25 protein-coding genes are annotated in these 21,066 nt (G+C 40.9%); 14 read left to right on the top strand and 11 right to left on the bottom strand.

The features are described from left to right. On the bottom strand, positions 1-1,233 hold a 1,233-nt coding region (locus G586_RS0113640; RefSeq protein WP_026528210.1), incomplete at its 3' end, for a DUF6444 domain-containing protein. Between the two features lie 18 nt (positions 1,234-1,251). Beyond that, positions 1,252-1,557 (bottom strand): hypothetical protein, encoded by a 306-nt coding sequence (locus tag G586_RS0113635; protein ID WP_022776472.1) that lies wholly within the window; start codon positions 1,555-1,557, stop codon positions 1,252-1,254. A 543-nt stretch (positions 1,558-2,100) separates the two neighbouring features. Between G586_RS0113635 and G586_RS0113625 the strand changes: the two genes are divergently transcribed. Together G586_RS0113625 and G586_RS0113620 are read left to right on the top strand one after the other, a co-directional pair. Then, positions 2,101-2,331, top strand: a complete 231-nt coding sequence (locus tag G586_RS0113625; RefSeq protein WP_026528209.1) for a zinc ribbon domain-containing protein — start codon at positions 2,101-2,103, stop codon at positions 2,329-2,331. 57 nt (positions 2,332-2,388) lie between these two features. Continuing rightward, complete coding sequence (locus G586_RS0113620; RefSeq protein ID WP_026528208.1) at positions 2,389-3,045, top strand: 3'-5' exonuclease; 657 nt, start codon at positions 2,389-2,391, stop codon at positions 3,043-3,045. 60 nt (positions 3,046-3,105) lie between these two features. Here the strand turns inward: G586_RS0113620 and G586_RS0113615 are convergent, their stop codons facing one another. Further along, positions 3,106-3,414: a hypothetical protein gene (locus G586_RS0113615; protein ID WP_026528207.1), complete on the bottom strand. Its 309-nt coding sequence runs from the start codon at positions 3,412-3,414 to the stop codon at positions 3,106-3,108. A gap of 261 nt (positions 3,415-3,675) precedes the next feature. Here G586_RS0113615 and G586_RS0113610 point away from each other — a divergent pair, with 261 nt between their 5' ends. Together G586_RS0113610 and G586_RS0113605 are read left to right on the top strand one after the other, a co-directional pair. Beyond that, positions 3,676-3,969, top strand: coding sequence for a BrnT family toxin (locus G586_RS0113610; protein WP_026528206.1), 294 nt, complete (start codon positions 3,676-3,678; stop codon positions 3,967-3,969). Then, on the top strand, positions 3,956-4,273 hold the full coding sequence (locus G586_RS0113605) for a BrnA antitoxin family protein (RefSeq protein WP_026528205.1): 318 nt from the start codon (positions 3,956-3,958) through the stop codon (positions 4,271-4,273). The genes G586_RS0113610 and G586_RS0113605 overlap by 14 nt, the downstream gene beginning before the upstream one ends. 120 nt (positions 4,274-4,393) lie before the next feature. Here G586_RS0113605 and G586_RS25675 read toward each other — a convergent pair whose 3' ends face one another. Continuing rightward, a complete protein-coding gene (locus tag G586_RS25675; RefSeq protein ID WP_081674372.1) occupies positions 4,394-4,663 on the bottom strand; it encodes a GNAT family N-acetyltransferase in 270 nt (89 codons plus the stop codon). Positions 4,664-4,767: 104 nt separating this feature from the next. Continuing rightward, positions 4,768-5,046 carry a hypothetical protein gene (locus G586_RS0113595; RefSeq protein ID WP_026528203.1) on the bottom strand — a complete coding sequence of 93 codons (279 nt, stop codon included), beginning with the start codon at positions 5,044-5,046 and terminating at the stop codon, positions 4,768-4,770. Between the two features lie 80 nt (positions 5,047-5,126). On the opposite strand from G586_RS0113595, the gene G586_RS0113590 reads away from it, so the two are divergent. Genes G586_RS0113590 through G586_RS0113580 form a run of 3 tightly spaced genes read left to right on the top strand, consistent with a single transcriptional unit; the run spans position 5,127 to position 8,129 of the window. Further along, entirely contained in the window at positions 5,127-5,639 is a 513-nt protein-coding gene (locus G586_RS0113590; protein ID WP_026528202.1) for a YgjV family protein, read from the top strand. Next, positions 5,629-5,967 (top strand): hypothetical protein, encoded by a 339-nt coding sequence (locus G586_RS0113585; RefSeq protein ID WP_026528201.1) that lies wholly within the window; start codon positions 5,629-5,631, stop codon positions 5,965-5,967. Before G586_RS0113590 ends, G586_RS0113585 begins: the two co-directional genes overlap by 11 nt. Before the next feature lie 47 nt (positions 5,968-6,014). Beyond that, positions 6,015-8,129, top strand: coding sequence for a hypothetical protein (locus tag G586_RS0113580; protein ID WP_026528200.1), 2,115 nt, complete (start codon positions 6,015-6,017; stop codon positions 8,127-8,129). Here the strand turns inward: G586_RS0113580 and G586_RS0113575 are convergent, their stop codons facing one another. Further along, positions 8,130-8,426: a hypothetical protein gene (locus G586_RS0113575; protein ID WP_026528199.1), complete on the bottom strand. Its 297-nt coding sequence runs from the start codon at positions 8,424-8,426 to the stop codon at positions 8,130-8,132. A 65-nt stretch (positions 8,427-8,491) separates the two neighbouring features. After that, entirely contained in the window at positions 8,492-9,406 is a 915-nt protein-coding gene (locus G586_RS25080; RefSeq protein ID WP_051204805.1) for a CAP domain-containing protein, read from the bottom strand. A 256-nt stretch (positions 9,407-9,662) separates the two neighbouring features. Here G586_RS25080 and G586_RS0113565 point away from each other — a divergent pair, with 256 nt between their 5' ends. Together G586_RS0113565 and aat are read left to right on the top strand one after the other, a co-directional pair. Next, positions 9,663-11,525, top strand: a complete 1,863-nt coding sequence (locus G586_RS0113565; RefSeq protein ID WP_026528198.1) for an RsiV family protein — start codon at positions 9,663-9,665, stop codon at positions 11,523-11,525. 81 nt (positions 11,526-11,606) lie between these two features. Beyond that, entirely contained in the window at positions 11,607-12,260 is a 654-nt protein-coding gene (gene aat / locus G586_RS0113560; protein WP_026528197.1) for a leucyl/phenylalanyl-tRNA--protein transferase, read from the top strand. 132 nt (positions 12,261-12,392) lie between these two features. Here aat and G586_RS0113555 read toward each other — a convergent pair whose 3' ends face one another. Then, positions 12,393-12,875 (bottom strand): methylglyoxal synthase, encoded by a 483-nt coding sequence (locus tag G586_RS0113555; protein ID WP_026528196.1) that lies wholly within the window; start codon positions 12,873-12,875, stop codon positions 12,393-12,395. 137 nt (positions 12,876-13,012) lie between these two features. Between G586_RS0113555 and G586_RS23130 the strand changes: the two genes are divergently transcribed. After that, entirely contained in the window at positions 13,013-13,903 is an 891-nt protein-coding gene (locus G586_RS23130) for a putative ABC transporter permease (RefSeq protein ID WP_051204804.1), read from the top strand. A 911-nt stretch (positions 13,904-14,814) separates the two neighbouring features. Here G586_RS23130 and G586_RS26195 read toward each other — a convergent pair. After that, positions 14,815-14,961 (bottom strand): hypothetical protein, encoded by a 147-nt coding sequence (locus G586_RS26195; RefSeq protein WP_155834174.1) that lies wholly within the window; start codon positions 14,959-14,961, stop codon positions 14,815-14,817. 316 nt (positions 14,962-15,277) lie between these two features. Between G586_RS26195 and G586_RS0113545 the strand changes: the two genes are divergently transcribed. The 4 genes from G586_RS0113545 to G586_RS0113530 all read left to right on the top strand — a co-directional run bounded on the left by G586_RS0113545 (position 15,278) and on the right by G586_RS0113530 (position 18,503). Beyond that, complete coding sequence (locus G586_RS0113545) at positions 15,278-15,994, top strand: DUF554 domain-containing protein (protein WP_026528195.1); 717 nt, start codon at positions 15,278-15,280, stop codon at positions 15,992-15,994. A gap of 210 nt (positions 15,995-16,204) precedes the next feature. Continuing rightward, the gene (locus G586_RS0113540; protein ID WP_026528194.1) at positions 16,205-17,014 is read left to right on the top strand and encodes a methyltransferase domain-containing protein; all 810 of its coding nucleotides are present in this window, start codon (positions 16,205-16,207) and stop codon (positions 17,012-17,014) included. A 63-nt stretch (positions 17,015-17,077) separates the two neighbouring features. Continuing rightward, positions 17,078-17,773: an HAD family hydrolase gene (locus G586_RS0113535; RefSeq protein ID WP_026528193.1), complete on the top strand. Its 696-nt coding sequence runs from the start codon at positions 17,078-17,080 to the stop codon at positions 17,771-17,773. A 175-nt stretch (positions 17,774-17,948) separates the two neighbouring features. After that, positions 17,949-18,503: a GNAT family N-acetyltransferase gene (locus G586_RS0113530; RefSeq protein ID WP_051204803.1), complete on the top strand. Its 555-nt coding sequence runs from the start codon at positions 17,949-17,951 to the stop codon at positions 18,501-18,503. Here the strand turns inward: G586_RS0113530 and G586_RS25075 are convergent, their stop codons facing one another. Then, the gene (locus G586_RS25075) at positions 18,504-19,622 is read right to left on the bottom strand and encodes a helix-turn-helix domain-containing protein (RefSeq protein WP_051204802.1); all 1,119 of its coding nucleotides are present in this window, start codon (positions 19,620-19,622) and stop codon (positions 18,504-18,506) included. After that, entirely contained in the window at positions 19,612-20,958 is a 1,347-nt protein-coding gene (locus G586_RS0113520; RefSeq protein ID WP_026528191.1) for an MFS transporter, read from the bottom strand. The genes G586_RS25075 and G586_RS0113520 overlap by 11 nt, the downstream gene beginning before the upstream one ends. Positions 20,959-21,066: the final 108 nt, after the last annotated feature.

Here is a 21,066-nt window from a genome sequence, read left to right as displayed (position 1 = left end):
GTGGCTTGATGAGTCGAACAGCTTCTGCAGATCCCTTTCCAGATGTTGATTGCATTCTACATTTCTGAAGACAAAGCCTTCATGATAATTGATGGTGTTATGATCATGCATGACTTTTGTTCCGGAACTTAGCACAGGAAGGATGTTATCTTCAAGGATTCCTTCAAGGTCTTTATGTAGATGTGCAGTATACAGGGCTATACGTTCATTTCCATAAAACCTCATACAAGCTCTTGCTGTATTTACAAAGACTACAGTGTCATCCCAGTAGATAAGAGGCAGTCCTATGATTATATTTTTCAAGTCTGCGATAAAAGCATGGAGCTTTTTTGAGTAACGCTTTTGAAGTTTTGCAAGATACCCTTCGCTGAGGGTAAGCGGTTCAGGAGAAAATCCTGTCAGTATTTTTCTTGTGCGGTTAATGCTTACAAAGCCAAGATCCATGAGCGATAGTGCCATTGCCTGGATTACCTTGCCATACTGGTTTGCAGCCTTAAGAGAACCGAGAGGAGCTTTGACTGTTGCACCACAGTCAAGACATTTATAGATGACAAACCTGTGTCTGCGCTTGATGACCTTTACTTCATAATCGAACTCATCCTTGTAAGATTCTTCAATTTCTTCAAGGTTATGGCTGCCGCATTTGGGACATTCAGTAAGCTCATGAGGGATGGTGTCAGTGATTTCTTCATCAGAAAACTGGGGCATTTCGTGCTTCTCATGACCGGTTTGCCCACCTTTAGGAAGACCTGATTTTTCTCTAGAGTTTGGGATAACTTTTTTCTGATCGATTGCGGTCTTGGATGTAGGAGTGCCAGTATTGGTTCCGTTATTATTGAGTCTTGCTGTAAGTCTTGCAACTTCATCCTTAAGTGCCGCTATCTGGGCTTCTGCTTCTTTTGAAGCTGTGATTTCTTCGGAAGAAGCTTCTTCCAGGAATTCCAACTTGTCCCTTAAATGCTGATTCTCAAGTTCAAGGCTGAACTTATCATTCTCCAGTTCCTTGACTTTGGCGCGCTCTTTTTCATAAAGCTCCTGATAACGATCAGCGAGGGATTTGTATTGTGAAATCTTTTTGTTGAGGCCTTGGATCTGGCTGAGAAGCTTTTGCACGCGAGAGTCTGAAGCACCTTCTTTTCTGAGCTTTTCCAGCTCTTTTTCAAGCTTTTTTACCTTTCGCTCGGCAGCGTGCCATTCCTTTTTTATAACTTCATAAGCTTCTTTTAAGTCCATCCCCGATAACCTCAACAATCATTTTGATTTATATTTTTCTAATTGCTCTCGCAGTTCCTGATTCTCTTTTAATAGTCTTCTGACTTCGTCCTTGAGACCTTTCATGGTCTTTGGCATTTCGTAATCATCACTTCCTGCTTCATAGGAAGGACTGCGCTTTTTGCATCTGCCATCGGTAGGGATAATCTCTTTTGTTTCAGGGTCAACACGGCCTATCAGCTTTCTTTTGGATTTGGATCGCTTGAGTTCCGGATCCCAGAATGATTGATTTTCATAGGCATATGTGATTCCGGATCTTTTGTCAGTCTGATATACAATTCCCATAGTTTGCCTCCTTTATCTTTATGTGTATAGTATAACACATAAAGATATTTATTGCAATAAAAAATGTCCAAAAAGTCAGATTTTTTCTGGCTTTCTTGGCATTTTGAAATGATCAAAATCTCTTTATGTGAAGGACACCATATCTGGGAAAGTGTGAATAGTAACTAGCTTCCGAGAGCTGTACTTTTTATGGTACACGTCAGGTGGGACAATGGTATTGTCAGAAATAACAGAGACTTGTTGTTACCGGTTTTGTAAAGGCGGGGAGGTGAAAAAACTATGATTAAAGCATTTGGGGTTATAAACTTAGTTGTTCCTGTGATGTTAATTGTATTTTTGATGCTTTACATGCCATTGGTTGTTAGATGAGGTTATGACTATGAAGCGATTTTTGTATTGGGTTCAAAAATGTCTCAAAGGGCATAATAGATTTTGTAAGCATTTTTGCTGCACTTGCGAATACTATGACATATGCCATAAGGATGGTAGTTTTTGATAGTAGTCATGCGTATCCAATTTGTTTTGGGAAAGTAGGTGATCTTTATGAAGTGTAATAATTGTGGTTGTGAACTTACTGGAACTGAATCGTTTTGCCCGGAATGTGGCCTCCAGTTAAGGAATATTCAGGCCGCCGGCCACTCAGATGAACAGATATTGCAAGAGCTGAGGAAAATCAACAAACAGCTTGAGGAAGGTAATAAGCAAAGGGCCCAGCTTGCGAATGCAATTGGACAATTGGTTGCAAATGGTGCACTGCTTAATTTTTTGAAATGATCAAGATGAAACAGCTAATCGTGCTCTGAGCCAGTTTTATTGGAAGGAGGCATGTAAATGAGCAGATATGTAGTAATAGATTTAGAATTTTGCAAAGTCCCCGACAGCAGAAGAAAAGCTTTTAATGTAAAGCAGGAGATAATTCAGATAGGGGCAGTGCTCCTTAACAGTGAATATGAGATTGAAGATAAGTTTTCAAGCTTTGTAAAGCCTGCTTACGGACAGATAGATCCGTTCATCCAGAAGCTTACAGGCATCAGCAACGATGACGTCAAGGATGCATCTGATATTCAAACAGTACTCGGCAACTTTTTCAGATGGCTTCCTGCAGATGCGGTGCCTGTATCCTGGAGTTTCAGCGACAGAAAGCAGCTATTTACTGAAACTATTGAAAAGAATCTTGTATTCCCGGATTTGGAAGATATTTATGATGTGTGGATTGACTGCCAGGAAGAATTTGGTGGGAACCTTGAAACCAAGAAATGTTATTCCCTGGAAGAAGCTCTTATAGCGACAGATATCATTACTGAAGGTCAGGCACATGATGGCCTTGTGGATGCTTGCAATACAGCACTTCTATTTTCGAAGATACGGACAGAAAAAGAATTTAAGCTGAATCCATATTATGAAGCAGCGCATGATGATTCAGAAACAGAAACCCTTACTTTCTCAATGAGCGATCTGTTCTCAGGGCTGAATCTAGCAATAGGATAAAGGCTAGGAGATATATGGGGAGTTAACAAAGGAGTCAACTATCCGAAATTTTCGGATTGTTCAAACTGCGCGGGAAATATTGAATGTAGTGGAAGAAATTAAGAGCAATTCTGAAATGCTTCGTGGTCTTTTTTTCTCATAAAGATCTGCTAATTCAAGTAGCTCGGCGCCAAGATTATCATTATGATCCCAAGAGTCAATTATAATTCTTGGGTATGAAATCAAGGCATTGTCTGTTGTTGACATTGCTTCCAACTCAGTGAGAATTTGTCTGAGTTGGTCAATGTTATGGTCTGATTCTCTGGTACTAGATTTTTCAATTTCAGAATGGATAGAATGCATCAATTTATCGCATAATTGCTGCTGCATGGTTTTATACCTCTAAGTAATGAATTATCTAACAGATTTATACTGACAGTACGATATATGAAAGTATCAACTATGCTTTCGAATTTATCTATGTTTTGTCGGTTTAAGCTAAAACTGTTAAATGATTGACCCTTTACACTATTTTGCCATTTCCTGGCAGTGACTTCGGAGTGATTTTCAAGATGTATCCATTAATTATATTGCAAAAATGCAATACATTATTGCATTGCAATTTCGTATTGCAAATATTACAATAATAGTATGAATAAGTTAGAATTTGAATGGGACGACAATAAAGAAAAACGGAATATACATATCCACAAGATTGACTTTTCGACCGCAGCCCATGTATTTGCTGATGAATGCCGCATTGAGAAATATGATGGTAAACACAGCGAAGATGAAGATCGTTACAAGGTTATTGGTGCAATTAACGGGCATTTGTTGGTCATTGTTGTTTCATACACAATGAGGCATAACGACAGAGTAATTAGGATGATATCCGCCAGAAAAGCTGAGAAGGAAGAGAGGGAAGAGTATTATGGCTACTATTAAAAAGACAATCAATGTTAATTCAAATCTTACAAATGAACAGCTCACAATGCTTAAGGAAGCTGAAAATACTCCTTACTCCTATGATGAGGATAATCCGCTTCTTACAAAGGAAGAACTTGCAAAATTCAGCAGAATGTCAGAACGTATACAGCATGAACGTGAGAGTAATCGCAAAGAGAATGTAACTTTGAGACTTTCGCCCAATGCCGCTAGAAAAGCCAGAGCATTAGGAAAAGGCTATACCAAGATTCTGGCAAAGATCATTGAAGATGCTTTGAACGATCCCAATCTGATCAAGGGATAAGATAATATTGTTGAGCATTTCCCACAGTCCAATGACTGTGGGGTTTTTATGTTTTAATGGAATGGCGGAAATGGAGTTGGAACAGTAAAGCTTTATGATAAATGCGACTTCCGTCACTATTCACAGTGGCCTATAATCCGAACTAAGAATGCCGTAGATATAATAATCGCACCAGGTATTTACCATTCTTCCTTGTCTGATCATACCTTCTTTTACATAACCGCATTTTTCCAGAACCCTGCATGAGGCAGAATTTCTTACATCAACTTCAGTCCACAATCGTTTTAGTTCTGTATTTTCAAAACAAAATCTTGTAATGGCAGATAAGCTCTCCGTCCCATATCCTTGCCCATGAACAACTTTGGATAGTCTTACAGCTACCTGAGCCATTCTCTAAGTTGACCTTTTTTAAATCAATATCGATGTATTTGGTCTTTTTACCTGGCAAACATAAGTAAACATGTTCAAAGGTTATTTCATCATATTCAACAAAATCACCCACGAACATGAATCCAAATCCTTCTGATCAAAGGATCATAGCTCTTTCCCACATTTATCCAGCCATCTGTTTTATCGTTGACATTGAGTAATGCAAGCCTAAGATAATCAGAATCATAGCAAGAAGCTGCCATCACATCTGTATCAAGGGCTTTAGACAATGGATCAGCACAGGATCTGATTGTTTCTTCTGTATCAAACATGAATGCTTCACAAGCAATTGATATTGCTATGATAATCTTATAACCCTGTGCTATACTTTTTTCATTGATCATTTGGAAGGAAAAGTATTCTTCCCAAACATGTACCAAACCCAAAAAGGAAATAAAAGTTTTGATTGGAGGCCAAATAACTAATGCAGATCGCCGCTAACATAATAGATTTTTTTGCTGCGCTGATACAGATCGGAACCGGCGCGGTTAAGAAAAAATCAAGAATACTAATACTGCAGATAGTGCAGCTGCTGATGCAGGGTGTGGCTATGTTACTTCTTGGCGGAGTGACAGGTGCCGTAAGTAATGTGTTGTCCTGTGTAAGAAATTACATATGTTATAAGGAGAAGCTAAATCTCCCCTGGAAGCTGTTTTTTATAATCGCATCCATTGTTATGACCGTACTTCTCAATGATCAGGGAATTCTCGGAATGATCCCTGCTGCGGTGTGCATAGTCTATATCATTTTCATGGATGTAAAGGATCCGATCAGGTTCAAGCTGCTTGTGATGATTACGTTTATTCCGTGGCTTTTTTACCATTTTATTCTCGGATCATATACCGGAGCAGCTTCGGATGCTGCGACAATAGTTGCCAACATCGTGACTATCATACGAATGCGAAAAGAGAGGAAGGAACCCGTTAATGACAGGTAAATACCCGGTAATTACACTATGCGGAAGCACACGTTTTAAAAATGAATTCATGGAAGTTCAGAAAAAGCTGACACTGGCGGGCAATATAGTAATAAGTGTCGGTCTTTTTGGTCATTCAGGAGACCAGGAAGTATGGGAAAACATGGACGAGGGAACGCTCACCAAAACCAAGGAAATGCTGGATGATATGCATAAACGCAAGATCGATATGGCAGATGGAATTTTCGTAATTAATGTCGGCGGCTATATTGGTGACAGTACGAAGTCAGAGATTGAATATGCAAAATCGCACGGCAAAACCATAGAATATTTAGAGCCTATAAGCTAATTCTGAAACGTATAATATGAGAGAATGCTTTTGCAATGGGGGTTAATATGAAAAACAAATCCTATACAAGCCTCTTAAAAAGGTCTTGTAATCATGTAATAAAAACAATAATTCTGTCCGGAATGCTGATGTCCTTATCCGCATGTGGTGGCAAGGACTCGTCTGTCGAAAATAACACAAACACAAATCAGGCTCAGGAGGAAATTGCACAGGAACAGTCAGAAGCTGAGACTTCCCAGGCCGAAGAGCAGGAGAGTGACGCCAACGACCAGGAAACTACTGCTGATCTGACTGAAGCCAATGGCCAGGAGTCTGCAGCTGATTCGACTGACGCCAACGAACAGGAACCCAAAGTTGAACTGACCGAGTCTGAACTTCAGGAGTTTACAGACCTTTTTAACGCAGAAGAGTACAACGGATTTCTAAAGGAAGCATACAATTCGCCTGACGAGATAAACTGGAACTCTGTCCTGGAATTCGGTGCAGGATTATTAGTGCAGGATGTGTCGGAGGATGAGATCAACGACTATCTGGAATCTATGGGCGAGAAAAAATTGTATGGGGATCTTTTCGTTATAAGAAAGAGTGACCTTGCAAATTATATTGAAGAGCACACAGGATTAAGCAGTGTAGCAGGCAACATTCTTTCATGGGATTATGTGGACAAACATGATTCCTATTATAAAATACATTGGACTTCAGCTCCGACTCAATATACATGTGTGTCCGGTGAAAAGACCGGCGATCATTATGAGCTGCGATTCAGAGTGAATTCCGAGGAATTAGAAGGAAATAATGCCGGTAAGCACTATGGCAGAATGGCTGATAGAGTTCTCAAATTTACTAAAGCTGCGGATACAATGGTCATGGAATCAAATGACATTCAGTGGGATGACTACCGCGATGAAGAGCAGACTTTTGATATAGCGCTTTCACAGTATGACTCTCCGATACATTTTGTCACTTATTCCGCTAATCCCGATGAAGCAGAGATTACTATTGTTAAAGATGGCAAGTTTGTTACGGATCTTTATACGTCAATTTATTCTGAAGACGAGTATACTCACCTGAAGAAAATAATAGCTGTGGGCTTCTTTGACTTTAATGGTGATGGAATGGATGATATAGCTATTATCGGCGACTCGGATTTCGGAAAATATGCCAAGCTTTATGTGTCTTTTTCAGAAGCATTTCCATTTGAAGACTTTATAGAGCTGAGTGAAGCGGATATGTCAGAAATGGGCTGTGAATTCACCATAGCAGGACTTAAGCAGGCATTTCTTGGTGATAACAAGGCAGGACAATACAGCAGCTATCAGGAACTGTACACTCATTTGGCCCATATTTATAACATAAGAGATGAGAAAATCCAATATGACCTGATTTATGCAGATGACGACGACATCCCGGAATTTGTTGTTGGCTATCCGGGATATTGGGTTTCTCTTGTTGCATTCGAAGACGGCAAAGCTCATTATCTCATAAACGAATGGGCTTATGGAGCCGGAGGAAATGCCGGATACTCCTATGCGCCAAAAAAAGGCATCTTTTATAACGGGAATGCCGATTATGCAGGCGCTATCTACTACAATACCTATATGTCAAAACGTGACGTTGGGGAAATTGAAACCGATTATTGGACTAAATGTTATAACTTCAATGATCTTGATGGAGATGGATCTCCTTCAGATGATGAACTCCAAGTCTCTGATGAATTTGTTGGTTCCATAGAGTATTATAACGAAACCGATAAAAAAATGACCGAGGAAGAAATCAAGGCGATAGTTGACCTTTATGATAGCTATGAAACTGAGGTTATTTCAGGAAATATGGACTATGCCACTTTTCTTGATAAATTAGCCGGAAAGGAAGTAGGCATTACTGATGATCAGGCAGTAGCAGCTATCAAAAAGTATTGCCTTGAAAACAACCCTGATTTAGAAAGAATCGTAAATTCCGGAGATTACAATGTCTACTGGAATATTGATTCAAGCAATGACGCTGATATTGTCGTATTATACAGATCTTATACAGGTGCCCAGCTCCGTTATTACATAGACAGATTGTCCGGAAAAACATACTGTAAGGAATTTGTCCCCGGAATAACAGAAGAAGAGCAGTTGACCGACGAATCTTTTAATGTGAAGGATTATATTGACTAATCATCCCATTTTTAAACAGCTCTGGATCTGGTTCTCGAAAAAGAAAAAGAAATTAGATACAAGCCAGCATGCAAGAGAAGCGAAGCAAAGATATTTGCATTCCTTGCTGTTATTGTCGTACATTTTCTTTTGCTGCTTTATCATATCCTTGTAGACATGCTCAGGCATTGGCCCGTTGTTCTGATACGGGTTTGAGCCGTTCCTGTTTAAAGGTTGTCCGGTAACCGGATCATAGTTCCAGTTGTTTGGATTGCTGTTTCCCGAAAATCCCCAGTCATTAAAATTATTGTTTTCCATACCTGTTCCCCCAAATTCCCTCTATCATTTGCTCGTAATAATACCACAACTTTTACAGGTTGTTCCTATAACGCTGCGTTAAACACTTCGCATTTATGCATGAGTTCACCGTTTTCATCATAGATGTCCAAATACACATCTGTATCATCAGTGTATATCTTAACCTTCCAGCCGTTTTGGAGCTCTGGAATATCTGCATCGTAATAGATTCCGTCCTTGTCTATCATTCTGAAAAGATATTTTCCGTCAGAAGATTTTGGTATACCCGGATGATATTCCGTCCCCGGTTCCTCTGCGTCAATCATCGCAGTTCCCCAGACAGATGTATGGCGGTTGCTTTCTATATCTTTAAGGATCCATACTTCTCCGGGCTGCACATCATTTACAAATGTTATGTCTGTAAGCTCTGTTCCAAATGCTGCGACCCAGTAGTATTCACCTTTGTCATTACTAAATACACAGATGGCAGTTTTGGTAAAATCATTACTTAGGAAATTCTCTTTATCGGCCTCATTAGAAAGCCACGAAGCCATTACTTTATCAGCGGATTTTTTCCCTTTATATATGTTCTCGCCAAGCAAAACCCTTGGATTAACCGTATACCAGGCCGTTCCATTGGGTCGCGTATGACCGGATTCAAAAACATATGTTATCTCTTCAGCTCTTGTCTGTGCACAGATTTCAAGAGCGTAGTCCCACATCATAGGCTCAAGGTTATGAGCTGCGCGTTCATTATTGAGTATTTTGTAGGCCTCTGAGGCGGCATCCCGAAGCTCCTGATAATTACCGGAAATCGTCGGATCTTTTGCTATAGCCTCCTCAAAATCATCATATCTAAGGTCAAGGTCTACAGAATTTCGGTATGCCCTTTCATCTGAAAAGGCCTCACGGTTATTCATTTTTCTTACTGACAGAAAACCTGCAACTATCGTTACTGCCACCACAGTAATACATACTGCAACAAGTAATCCTTTCCTCATGGTCCACCCCTCATTTACCATCAACAGATACTGTAAAAGTCATATATACCGGTTAGCGATGTCTTCAATCACAAAGTATTCTTTTCATAGATTATATCCCTTTCGCATTAACTTGTGAAAAGTTCCATAATAAAATCAGCGATGCCCTGGAATTCATGATCTGTCCTAAGTAATTTATTGATTTTCATGAGAACATTGGAAAAATCTTAAACAAATGATATTATGAGGAAAAATGGAAAAGGAAATATAGGGGATTATGAAAAGAAAAGAAATTATAACAGGTGTAATTTTAGCTGCAATGCTGGCTGCCTACGGCTGTGGCAGTAAAGTTGAGGGAAATATTGACTACGGAGAAATAGAAGAGGCACCTAAGGAAGAGGTGACCGAGGCTCCCGCAGAAGAAGCTCAGGATGAGGCGCAGGACGACGCAGGTGAAGAGAGTTCAGAGGAGGCCGAAGAAACCGAGGCTGAGGCAGAGGAAGAGGAAAGTCCTGTTTTCATGGGTGGGATGTTCCTAACTGTTTACAAGACATTCAGGGAAGACTATAGCGGAGATAAGACTCTTGCAAACCCTGAAAATGACTTCACAAAGGGTGAGATCATAGAGGGTAAATACGCTGTCCTTACGATGAATGAGGAGGCTGCAAGCGTTTATCCGGAGCTGTATGCGACTATAAGCAGCAATGCCAAAAAGAAGATTGCCGAAGATGAAAAAGCTGAAAGCGATCTGATTGCTCAGTCAACGAGTGATTATGAAAAGGCACTTGACAGCGGCTACTCTTTTTATGATCCGTTTTACTACAACGAAGAGATGAAAGTAATCCGCGCGGATAACACGGTTCTTAGCACAATAGCCGATATTGATGAATTTTACGGCGGATTCCACAATCTTTACACAAGACATGGTTGCACCTATGATACCGCGACCGGCAAAGAGCTTAATACAGATGATGTTGTAAAGTGCTCGGAAGAGGAGCTCAACAAGATTCTTGCAGAAGAGCTGCATGCAATAGAAGTGGATGCTACCGAGTTTAAGGGGATTGAGGACACTCTTGCTCACTACAAGTTTAATCCGACGTCTTCCGATACGGACGACTATGAGCATGCAGAGTTTCCCTACAACTGGTACCTTGCAGCTGACGGTATGCATTTTATATTCAATCCCTATGAGATAACCTCATATAACTATGGCGATTCAGATGTAGTCATTGGTTATGACGAGTATGAAGGAGTTATTGATGAGAAATTCACTCCGGACACAAGCAAGGGATATATCATTCCTAGGATTGCATTTATCCATGATGACGTGGATTTCTTAGACAGAGATATCAAGGATGAGCTGATCATAACATATACCGCAGCCGGCGAATATAAGGACGGATATATACCTGCAAAGGCGATTACACTTATTCTTCCGGACAGTTATGCAACAATTGAAAAACCCTGCAATGTAACTGTAAATTATTCGGATTATTATATTGTCCATAAAGCTGATGGCACGGAATTTGTATATGTTATCCTGTCTGAGCCTGACGACTGCTATGATCTGTTTGTCTTCGAGACAACAGGTGGCACTGTGAAGGCAGTACGCGCAGAGACATACAAGAGAAATATGATAGAGCTTGATGGCGGTTTCAAGGGTCGCTATGTATATACAAATCCGGAAGCTGAATATAATGAGCAGATGGGCGATGCCGTCACAGACTCTGTGAATGTAGACGTAGCATCTGATAAAGGCGGAGTGATTATTACAAAAGACTACGATCCTGCAGATGTTACCACCCTGCCTGATGGTTCATACTACACATCTCTTTCAACAGATACTACATTTTCTGAGGAATATGTAAACAGTGTTGAATTCATCGATGAGGGCTTATTAATTGACGGTAGCATCGCACTTAAAGAGGACGACATCAACTTTAAGCATCTCGGATCTGCCACCTACCTCATTACTACTGATTCATCCACAGAATACGTATCCGGAGGCGGAGATGAGGATAACATCCATATGAGCAGAGATGAGTTTAAGGACTATATCAGCCAGCTCATGGAATCCATGCTGGGACTTCAGTTTACTATAGAGAATGGCGTGGTTAAGACGATTGGGATATTCTCGTAAAGCGATTGGAAATTTTCTTAACACAATGTATGGGGCAAAATTAGTTTTGCCCCTTTTTCTTAATTTTTATGGCTAATAATTATGGCGGTTTATCGATTAAATAGAAACGAAATAATATTTCCGGATCCTACCCTGGCTGATGATGACGGTCTTCTCGCTATTGGCGGAGACCTCAGCCTTAAGCGTCTTCTCCTTGCGTACAGCAACGGAATCTTTCCCTGGTACAGCGAGGGTGACCCTATATTATGGTGGGCACCAAAGGATCGCTTCATCATAAAACCGGGCGATATTCACATTTCTCATTCCATGAGGAAGTTCTTCAAAAAGCATGAGGTTTTCATTAGGATTAACAGGGACTTTTCAGATACCATGCACAGATGCAGACTGAAGCGCGAAAACGAAGAGGGCACCTGGATAGACGATGACATGGAAGAAGCCTACAAAAGACTTGCCGACAACGGATTTGCCATAAGCGTGGAAGCCTTCATTGACGGCGAGCTCGCAGGCGGGCTCTACGGCGTCAGCCTTGGCCGCTGTTTCTTTGGCGAGAGCATGTTTTCCGATTTGCCAAACGGTTCCAAAGTGGCTCTAATCCTCTTTTCAAAAGTCCTCGAAGAGAATGGCTATGTCATGATCGACTGCCAGTTTGAAACCGAGCACCTCAAAAGCATGGGCGGCATCCCTATAAGTTTTGATGAGTATAGGCGGCTGCTTGATGAAGGACTAAAGATGTAAAAAAAGGTCTAATAAGGTTCAAATAAATGAAACGGCAACAAATGAATGGAAAAGACTAGCTTTGTAAAAAACCTCCGGGCAATTAAAAAAATACCCCAGGACAATTGATGCCCTGAGGTTTTATTTTTATCCTCAATTAATCTCAGTCGGTAATGTCTCCGCTCTATTAGCGATATTCTGCTTGAAATTGATGATTTCGTGGTTGTACTCTTCATCCATATAAGAAGAGTGGAGCAGGAAATCTGCTGTGGCCTTGTTGTTTGCGAAGGGAATGTCATAAACCTGCGCAATTCTCATAAGAGCCTTAACATCAGGGTCATGAGGTGCTGCTGTGAGGGGATCTGAAAAGAAAATTACAAAGTCGATCTTGCCCTCAACAATTTTTGCGCCAATCTGCTGATCACCACCGAGGGGACCTGAATTGTAGCCTCTTACCGGAAGGTTTGTTGCATCAGTGATCATGCGGGCTGTTGTTCCTGTTCCGCAAAGGAAATGATTCTTAAGTGTTTCTGCATTATCCTTGCACCACTGTATAAGCTCAGCCTTTTTGCCATCATGGGCAATAAGCGCTATATTCTTTTGTTTTCCTATGGTTAATGTAATTGTATCTGTCATTGCTATACTCCTCCTGATTTTTTGATATTATAGTCCAATTTTATGCATTTTTTCAATCAATACTTATATGATAAGATACTTATAGAGACTTATATCATCGTGATCAAACGTGAACCGGAAAAAGAGACGGAGGTCATATGCTCATAACTCAATATTTTGTCGAATTCATTTTCTATAGTTTTCTCGGATGGGTATGGGAGTCCATATATTGCACCGCGAAGGAAAAAAAGTGGGCTGACAGAGGATTTTTGTTTGGTCCTATATGCCCGATATATGGTTCCTGCGTAGTTGTCGCTTCCTTTGTGTTCAATAATATACCCGTACTTTCTGAACCGGACTTCCCCATTTGGGCTATTTTCATCATATGCTGCATTGGCAGCGCAGTTGCGGAATTTGGCACTTCATGGGTCTTGGAAAAAAGATTCCATGCGCGCTGGTGGGATTACAGCAACGTGCCCCTAAACATTCAGGGAAGAATCTGCGTGCCTGTCAGCATTGCCTTTGGGCTCGCAGGAATTCTGGTCGTGAAATTTCTTATCCCAAACATAAATAATATACATGAAGTAATACCCGCGATAGTTTATGAAATATCCGGAATTGTGCTGGCGATGCTGTTTGGCGCAGATTTTGCCCTCACAGAAGCGAGCCTTTCCGCTCTTCTTAAGGATGTTGAATCCATGCACGAGGAATTCAACATACAGGCGCAGCAGAATTATGAGAAGATCACCGCTGCTCAAAGTGCTGTTAGCGAGCGCATCCGCGCAGAAGTGACCTCCATCGAAACCAAGGTGAACATGGAAAAGGAAACCATGGAAGCCCGCATCCTCGCCACAAGAAAGAGAATTTCAGAGATTCACGCCGGCGGGCTGTCATTTAACCAGAAACGTATCCTGACAAGTATTAAGAAGTTTACATCTGAGAAGAATAAGACACTTAAGCAAAATACAGATAAACAGGCACTTATTGCAAACTTGAAGGAAGCACTTGTGAATAAGGCACAGTGCAAGAAAGAGCCGGAAGAGGAGTGATGGGCAGTGTTATTGCCTTTTCACTTTCTGGTGAGCATTTTCTCCATAGCACTGAACTCTTTCTGGTGAGCATTTTCGATAGAGTACTAAATTCCCTCGAGTGAGCAATTCTCCATATAACACTAAATTCCCTCGAGTGAGCAATTCTCCATATAACACTAAACTTCCTCGGGTGAGCAATTCTACATATAACACTCAACTCCCTCGGGTGAGCAATTTTTCAAATAAGACTAACTTTTCGGGTGACCAAACAGAGTCAGGTAAAGGGAACAGATAAAAAGGGGTCAAATAATTGAGACGGCAACAAATTTGTTTGTGAGCAAACATTTTGTTGCTGTTTTTTTGTTGTAGGCACTGAATTTTTTACTTCAAAAAATAGAATGGCAACAAGCAAGTCGCTTTGTGATGCTTTTGTTGTTTGAGAAGCAATAATTCAAGAAAAGCTTTCTTAGTTTGTTGCCATCGTAATAAACTTGAAACTCTTAATGGCAACAATTCCACATAACACACACTGGTTTGTTGCCAACAGCGCTTCTAAGAGAAACCTGAAATCGGTCCAATCGTCTCTGTTGGCAACAAACTAGCCTAAAAAAGAAATCTTGTTGCAGATTTGTTCAAATAGTTTAGTTTTGAGAGATTTCTAGTCTGCTACTATTGGGGAGATGTGGATTTTCGGCATGTGATTTAGATCCTGTTCACATGCTGTTATTTAGAAAAATGTGAATTAAGGCAGACAATCTTGATGTATCTCGTCTGCTATTATTAGAGTAAACGAGAATTGTAGCAGTCATTTTAAGTCGAATTCGCCTGCTACTAATTTGAAAATTAGAAATCAAGGCATGCGACCTATGCCGAATTCAACTGCTGTCATTTTAGAAAACAAAAATTATAGCATGTCAATTACGTTTAAACTACCTGCTGCGATCCACATATCTGCCCAAAAGAGCAGGCAGATAAACACCTGCGGGAAGAGTCTTATGGTTTGAAGCACTGGTTGGCGCGAACAAGCCTTCTCTAGTTACAAGTTTTCTATAGTTACAAGCCTTCTCTCGTTGCATGTCTTCTCTAGTTACGAGCCTTCCCTTGTTGCATGTCTTCTCCAGTTACTGGACTTCCCACGTTACTAACCTTCCCAAGTTTCAAATAGAATTATATCAAGATTAACCAAAAATTCCCCAAAACCCAAAACGCCCTGAAACAAGGCATACATTGTTTTTCACAACAAACCGAGATATCATAGCAGTTGCGAGGACAAGATACATTCCTGAAGTTACATTCCTAAAATCATTGCCATAAATATCAATGATTCAAGGATCCCTAATAAAACAAACAGTCAAGAATTCCTGATAAAACACACATTCAAGGAGAAAAGGTATGTTGGGGACGATAATAAATAGTATAGCTATCATCATTGCAGGGCTATTGGGCAATATCACAGGGAAGCTATTTTCACAGGAACAGCAGGATGCACTGTGCAAGGTATGCGGAATAAGTACGCTTTTCATAGCGATATCCGGAGCCATTGAAGAAATGATGAAGATAGAGAATAATGCTCTTGTCGGAAGCGGGTCGATGCTGATAGTTATCAGCCTTGCCGTTGGAACCATCATAGGAGAGCTTGTAGGAATAGAGGCTGCTTTTGAGCGATTTGGGGAATGGCTTAAGATAAAATCCGGTAATGGCAAGGATGCTGAATTTGTAAATGCATTTGTGACTGCTTCACTTACGGTTTGTATCGGCGCAATGGCGATTGTAGGAGCAATTCAGGATGGAATTAGCGGTGATTATTCCACGCTTGCAGTCAAGGCGGTTCTGGACTTCATCATCGTTGCCATAATGACGGCATCTATGGGAAAAGGTTGCGCATTTTCTGTAATTCCCGTGTTCATTTTGGAAGGAACGATAACCCTTCTGGCAAAGCTTGTATCTCCGATAATGACCGATGCGGCGATTTCCAATCTATCACTTATCGGATCAGTGCTGATCTTTTGCGTAGGCGTAAATCTTGTTTGGGGCAAAAAAGTAAGAGTTGCAAATATGCTCCCGGCACTGATTGTCGCAGTAATTGCAGCGTATATTCCATTTTTGTGACGGCCCCCAAGGGACGAGGTTTGCGGTTCATTTTTCAATAGCCCCAGAAACTTGGGTTTGCGGTTCATTTTCATTATGACCCACTATCCCCGTCCTTAGGACTATTTTTTAACTCAACTACTGGTAGAATTTGCAAGCGAAACTAAGCAAGCAAGTTATAGGAATCGCATAATCGTATGCTTAGAATATATTCATGGAGGAAAAAGACTTATGAATATAGGGAATGTAATCGTTACAAAAAGAAAAGAACTGGGGTTAACGCAACAGGGGTTAGCTGATAAGCTTCATGTGAGTTATCAGGCTGTTTCAAAATGGGAAAATGAATCCAGTTGTCCGGAAGTATATTTATTGCCACAGATTGCAGATATATTGCATACTTCCGTTGATGCGCTGCTTGGATATGAATTTAAAACCCATGGTTATTATGATGACAGGTACAAAGAAGAAGAGTACTTCTGGGGATTGCAGCCTAATGAAACCTGCTATGAGATCATGAAACTTAAAGCTCCAACTAAGCCATTGAAGGTACTTGATATTGGATGTGGCGAAGGAAAAGATGCAGTATTTTTTGCCAAAAATGGTTACCAGGTGACAGCATTTGATCTATCAGCTGATGGTATCGAAAAAGGAAAACGGTTATCTGAAAAAGCCGGAGTACATGTGGATTTTTTCCAAGCAGACTTAAATGACTACAGACTTCAGGATAACTATGACATCATTTTCAGCAGTGGTGTATTTGACTATATGAAGCCGGACTTAAGAGAGGGCATCATTGACCATTTAAAAGAGCACACCAATGAAAATGGCCTAAATGCAATTAAGGTATTTGTTGATAAGCCTTTTATTGAGGTGAGCGATAAAAAGAAAAAGTCTTATAGATACTCCTGGAAATCAGGAGAGATTTTCACTTATTATCACGATTGGGTAATATCTCAAATGAATGAGGTCATATATGATTGCAATAGCGGTGGTGTACCGCATAAACACTGTATAGATATTATGATTGCTACAAAACCATGAAAATATCAAAATATACAATATCCCAGGCCGAATTATGAGAAGTAATATGCTTTCACGAAAGCTATGATGGAACAAAGGATGAAAATGGGACCAATAAAAGCAATAGTATTTGATGCATTTGGAACTCTCTTTAAATTCACAAGGGGAGGTTCCGCCAGAACAATTATGAAGTATATAACAGATCTTGGAATAGAGGTCGATGAAGAGGCATTCCTGAAAGAGTGGAAACCTTTTTATGTTGCCCATACTGTGGGCTATGATACGTTTATGACTGAACGGGAGATATTTACTGCCAGAAATCAGATGCTTTATGACAGATATAGCGTGGATAGGGACGCCAGAGCAGACGCAGACGAGCTCTTATCAGAGGCTTCAAACCGTATAGCTTTTCCGGAGGTCACAAGTGTGCTTGATGAGTTAAAAAATCACTACAAGGTCTTTATTGGCTCGAATACAGATGATGATGTCCTTGAAAGCGTAATGAAAAAGAATAATGTTTCTGTAGGTAAAATCTATACTTCAGAAAATCAACGATGCTATAAACCTGAACTCCGCTTCTATGAGAGAATTGTAGCGGATAATGATTTCTTGCCGGAGGAATTTTTGTTTGTAGGCGACACAGGAAATGATGATATCATTGGCCCCAAGACAGCAGGCATGAAGACGGCCTTTGTCGACAGGGAGGGCGCCGGCACTGATTGCTGGCAGGATTATACCATTGCTGATTTATCAGAACTTCTAACACTATTGAAGAAATAAAAACATAAGAGGAAATGAAAAATGAGTTTTGTTTTAGTGGCGCTTGGAGGCGCACTTGGAGCAGTAGGCAGATATGCGTGAAGGGGATTCGGATATAACAGAGTGAAATTTGCCTGCCTATTCAATAGCGGATATAATACTTGAAAATCCAAACTATTTTACCCGGGAGACATCAATGATTAAGCTTGAAACAGAAAGATTATGCCTTAGAGACTATGTGGAATCTGACTTTGAAGCATATTACAAATTGAAAACCGATGATGAAACTATGTACTATATGCAGGACATCAAGCTCGATGATCGCGAGTCGGCCAAGGCTGAGTTCGAGGATGTGCTTGCTGACATGAAGAGTGATCATCGGCAATTTTATTTTCTTAACATGGAATTAAAAGATACTCATGAGCAGGTGGGAAGCATAGGCTATACACTAGTTGACGATACACCTGTAGGAAAAATTGTTCATTTGGGGTACTTCACTTACCCAAAATTCTGGGGAAATGGATATACTTCTGAGGCGCTACAGAAGGTTTTGGAATTTGCATTTACTGATAACAACGTGTACAGGATTACAACCGGATGCCTTAAAGAAAACTCCCGCTCCGAGCGCGTCATGCAAAAGAACGGCCTGATAAAAGAAGCGGAGCATATCGATTACGAATGGCACGATGGTCGTATGAAAACACGCATCGAATACAGACTTCTGAAAAATGAATGGAAGCCAGGTCTCTGATCATTTTTTCACCTCATTCCAGTATTTTTCAGCAGGTTCCATCATCTTAATAATCTTATCAGGCATAGGGCTGATGGGATGCGGAGCCTGCGTGAATAAAGAGTCTATACTCTGAACTGCCCCGGAACCGAGTTCATCGTATATAAGGGGCTTGTAATCATCTGCAGCATGCCAGAATCTGATTTTTCCGGCAATGCCGTTGGCAGGGGATTTATCAAACTTAAGTGCAAGCTTGTAGGCGTCATCTATGCACAGACGCATGTTTTCATAATCTCTGAGGCATGAAAAAATCATACCCTTCAGAACAAGTAAAACAGCAATCATCTTTGTGAGATAGCTCACATTTTTGTCAGCTGTTGCTTTATAAAGCTTGATGCACCAGTCCACGATATCACGGGCCTCCATGAGGTTGGCCTTTTTACCTGTCTTAACAAGGGCGATAGCTACACTGCTTGAATACTGCAGGCTTTTTATGAGGATAGACACCAGGACTCTTGTGAATCTGTCCATGCCCTCATCATAGCTGCCTGTCTCCATCAGAATCTTTGCGATATTTATGTCTGCAATTCCCATGTAGTTGATTTTTTTGAATTCCTCGAGAGCCTCTTTAGGGTCATTCTGGCTCTTTAATTCAGCTATGCATAATCTTATTGAAAACTCATCAATGTCAGGATTCGTGTTTTGAGATATCAGGCGAAGTGCTGATTCATACAGTTCGATTGTCTTATTCAGGTACTTTTTATATCCGCACGCAGCAGTGACTACGTTGTAGGTTTTGGCGCCTTCAATGATGATATTAAAGTTCGCGGGATATCTGACCAGCGCCTTGTCCGTTTCGGAGATCGCCTCATCATACTTATTTTCCTTGAGAAGCGTATTTATCTTTTTGGTTATGTCGTCTATGCTTTTCGAGGAAATGCTGCAACCGAGCAGGACATCGACAGATATATTGAAAAAATCGGCCAATTCCACAAGAGTCATTATGTCGGGGATAGTGCTTCTGCTTTCCCATTTTGACACCGCACCTACCGTAATTCCGAAGGCTTCAGCAAGCTCCTCCTGAGTAAGTCCCATTTCTTTGCGATATTTCTTTATGTTTTCACTTAAATTAAGCTGCATGAGTTATTTCCTCTCTTTTCTCCAGAACCGGTCGTGAGATCAGCGTTACAGCTAAAACAATTCCGGCAAATATTGATCCGAATAGCATAAGCCTGTCCGTTGCTATACGTGACACCAGAACGCTGACGAGAAGTGATCCTATCGGCATCGCCGCCGTTGAAAATGCATTGAATACTGCGGATGCCCTCGCCATATATTCGCTGTCGACCGATTTCATAAATTGAATTCCTATGATGCCTCCAATAAGCGTAGCTGCAAGTGTCATGCCAAAAAAGCATGCGCTGACAACAATGTAGCATAGGATGGCTTTACCGCTTACTATACTTCCCATGGCAATTCCCATAAGTCCCATACCCAGGACACTTGTTCCGCGACAGACTACCTGTAAAGGTGAGAGCTTTTTCGAAAGCGCCGGTAGAAGAGCAGCTCCTGCGATTCCTCCAAGCGAAGCAAATATGCCGCCAAAGCTAAGGAGTTCTCCGCCCATCCTGAAGATTTCTTCAGCCATAGGCGCCTGAAGAGCATTTATCGGAACCAACATGAAGTTTAGGGCAACGCACAGTATGCAGAAATTCCTGACGATCGGAGTTTTTGCTACATATCTTATTCCGTCTGTAAATAGAGCAATGAATTTTTCGGAGGAATTGTCTCTTGATTCGGTTTCCTCATAGTTGTCCTTTGCTTCAGCTTCCTCTGAAAACATACCTACTTCAATTTCATCTGTGACCCTGGCATCCGAGGCCTTTTCATTTTTCATCAACAAAATAAACATCGCAGCAATGATAAAAGTAGATATATCAATGAGCATGGCAGGAACGGCGCCCCACGCGGCAATGATCACACCGGCGATTCCTGTACCTATCATGGTCGCTGCACTTGTCAGCATTTTTGAAAGACTAAGTCCACAGGTCAGATGTTCTTTCCGGATAACCTGCGCGGTGAAGGCGGAGTTCGCAGGAAGACTGAAGGATTCAATTGTTGTGATAAGGAGCGTTAAAACCGCCATTACCGGTGCATTTACGCGCCCAAGCACATACAAAACTGCGAATAGCGAGATCACTATAGCTCTTAGTATGTATGTGAGGATTATTACCTTCTTTTTGTCCTGTCTCTCAACTATGGCTCCGGCAAAGGGCTGCACTATTACATTTGGAAGCATGTTAAGTGCAAACACAATCGCAGACCACATGGCGCTTCCGGTTATCTGATACACAAGCCATGTAAATGCCAGAGCATCCACTGAATCACCAAAGCGGTCGATCATCTCTGAGAGTAGAAGATTCCTGTAGTTGCTGTCACTAAAAATGTTTTTATATGTAATGCTGTTCTGTTCCATATGAAGCCTCCTTAATATCTCTATCTGGCTTCATTTTATATGGGACCTTTACTAATTATAATACACTGATAGTACCACTGGTAAAATAAAATCTTTCCTGTTAAGAAA

It is taken from the genome of Butyrivibrio sp. VCD2006 (assembly GCF_000423925.1).
Classification (GTDB): Bacteria; Bacillota; Clostridia; order Lachnospirales; family Lachnospiraceae; genus Butyrivibrio.
The sequence above is the reverse complement of the archived record's forward strand: the minus strand, read 5'-3'. Positions and strand labels throughout refer to the sequence as shown.

Excerpts from the sequence above, each read along its gene's own strand:
- G586_RS0113625 (WP_026528209.1), top strand. The coding sequence starts at position 2,101 with ATGAAGTGTAATAATTGTGGTTGTGAACTTACTGGAACTGAATCGTTT.
- G586_RS0113520 (WP_026528191.1), bottom strand. The coding sequence starts at position 20,958 with ATGGAACAGAACAGCATTACATATAAAAACATTTTTAGTGACAGCAAC.
- G586_RS0113595 (WP_026528203.1), bottom strand. The coding sequence starts at position 5,046 with ATGATCAATGAAAAAAGTATAGCACAGGGTTATAAGATTATCATAGCA.
- G586_RS0113575 (WP_026528199.1), bottom strand. The coding sequence starts at position 8,426 with ATGGAAAACAATAATTTTAATGACTGGGGATTTTCGGGAAACAGCAAT.
- G586_RS25675 (WP_081674372.1), bottom strand. The coding sequence starts at position 4,663 with ATGGCTCAGGTAGCTGTAAGACTATCCAAAGTTGTTCATGGGCAAGGA.
- G586_RS0113590 (WP_026528202.1), top strand. The coding sequence starts at position 5,127 with ATGCAGATCGCCGCTAACATAATAGATTTTTTTGCTGCGCTGATACAG.
- aat (WP_026528197.1), top strand. The coding sequence starts at position 11,607 with ATGGCGGTTTATCGATTAAATAGAAACGAAATAATATTTCCGGATCCT.
- G586_RS0113555 (WP_026528196.1), bottom strand. The coding sequence starts at position 12,875 with ATGACAGATACAATTACATTAACCATAGGAAAACAAAAGAATATAGCG.
- G586_RS0113565 (WP_026528198.1), top strand. The coding sequence starts at position 9,663 with ATGAAAAGAAAAGAAATTATAACAGGTGTAATTTTAGCTGCAATGCTG.
- G586_RS0113605 (WP_026528205.1), top strand. The coding sequence starts at position 3,956 with ATGGCTACTATTAAAAAGACAATCAATGTTAATTCAAATCTTACAAAT.
- G586_RS0113540 (WP_026528194.1), top strand. The coding sequence starts at position 16,205 with ATGAATATAGGGAATGTAATCGTTACAAAAAGAAAAGAACTGGGGTTA.
- G586_RS0113620 (WP_026528208.1), top strand. The coding sequence starts at position 2,389 with ATGAGCAGATATGTAGTAATAGATTTAGAATTTTGCAAAGTCCCCGAC.
- G586_RS0113530 (WP_051204803.1), top strand. The coding sequence starts at position 17,949 with ATGATTAAGCTTGAAACAGAAAGATTATGCCTTAGAGACTATGTGGAA.
- G586_RS26195 (WP_155834174.1), bottom strand. The coding sequence starts at position 14,961 with ATGCAACGAGAGAAGGCTTGTAACTATAGAAAACTTGTAACTAGAGAA.
- G586_RS25080 (WP_051204805.1), bottom strand. The coding sequence starts at position 9,406 with ATGAGGAAAGGATTACTTGTTGCAGTATGTATTACTGTGGTGGCAGTA.
- G586_RS25075 (WP_051204802.1), bottom strand. The coding sequence starts at position 19,622 with ATGCAGCTTAATTTAAGTGAAAACATAAAGAAATATCGCAAAGAAATG.
- G586_RS0113580 (WP_026528200.1), top strand. The coding sequence starts at position 6,015 with ATGAAAAACAAATCCTATACAAGCCTCTTAAAAAGGTCTTGTAATCAT.
- G586_RS0113610 (WP_026528206.1), top strand. The coding sequence starts at position 3,676 with ATGAATAAGTTAGAATTTGAATGGGACGACAATAAAGAAAAACGGAAT.
- G586_RS23130 (WP_051204804.1), top strand. The coding sequence starts at position 13,013 with ATGCTCATAACTCAATATTTTGTCGAATTCATTTTCTATAGTTTTCTC.
- G586_RS0113545 (WP_026528195.1), top strand. The coding sequence starts at position 15,278 with ATGTTGGGGACGATAATAAATAGTATAGCTATCATCATTGCAGGGCTA.
- G586_RS0113535 (WP_026528193.1), top strand. The coding sequence starts at position 17,078 with ATGATGGAACAAAGGATGAAAATGGGACCAATAAAAGCAATAGTATTT.
- G586_RS0113635 (WP_022776472.1), bottom strand. The coding sequence starts at position 1,557 with ATGGGAATTGTATATCAGACTGACAAAAGATCCGGAATCACATATGCC.
- G586_RS0113615 (WP_026528207.1), bottom strand. The coding sequence starts at position 3,414 with ATGCAGCAGCAATTATGCGATAAATTGATGCATTCTATCCATTCTGAA.
- G586_RS0113585 (WP_026528201.1), top strand. The coding sequence starts at position 5,629 with ATGACAGGTAAATACCCGGTAATTACACTATGCGGAAGCACACGTTTT.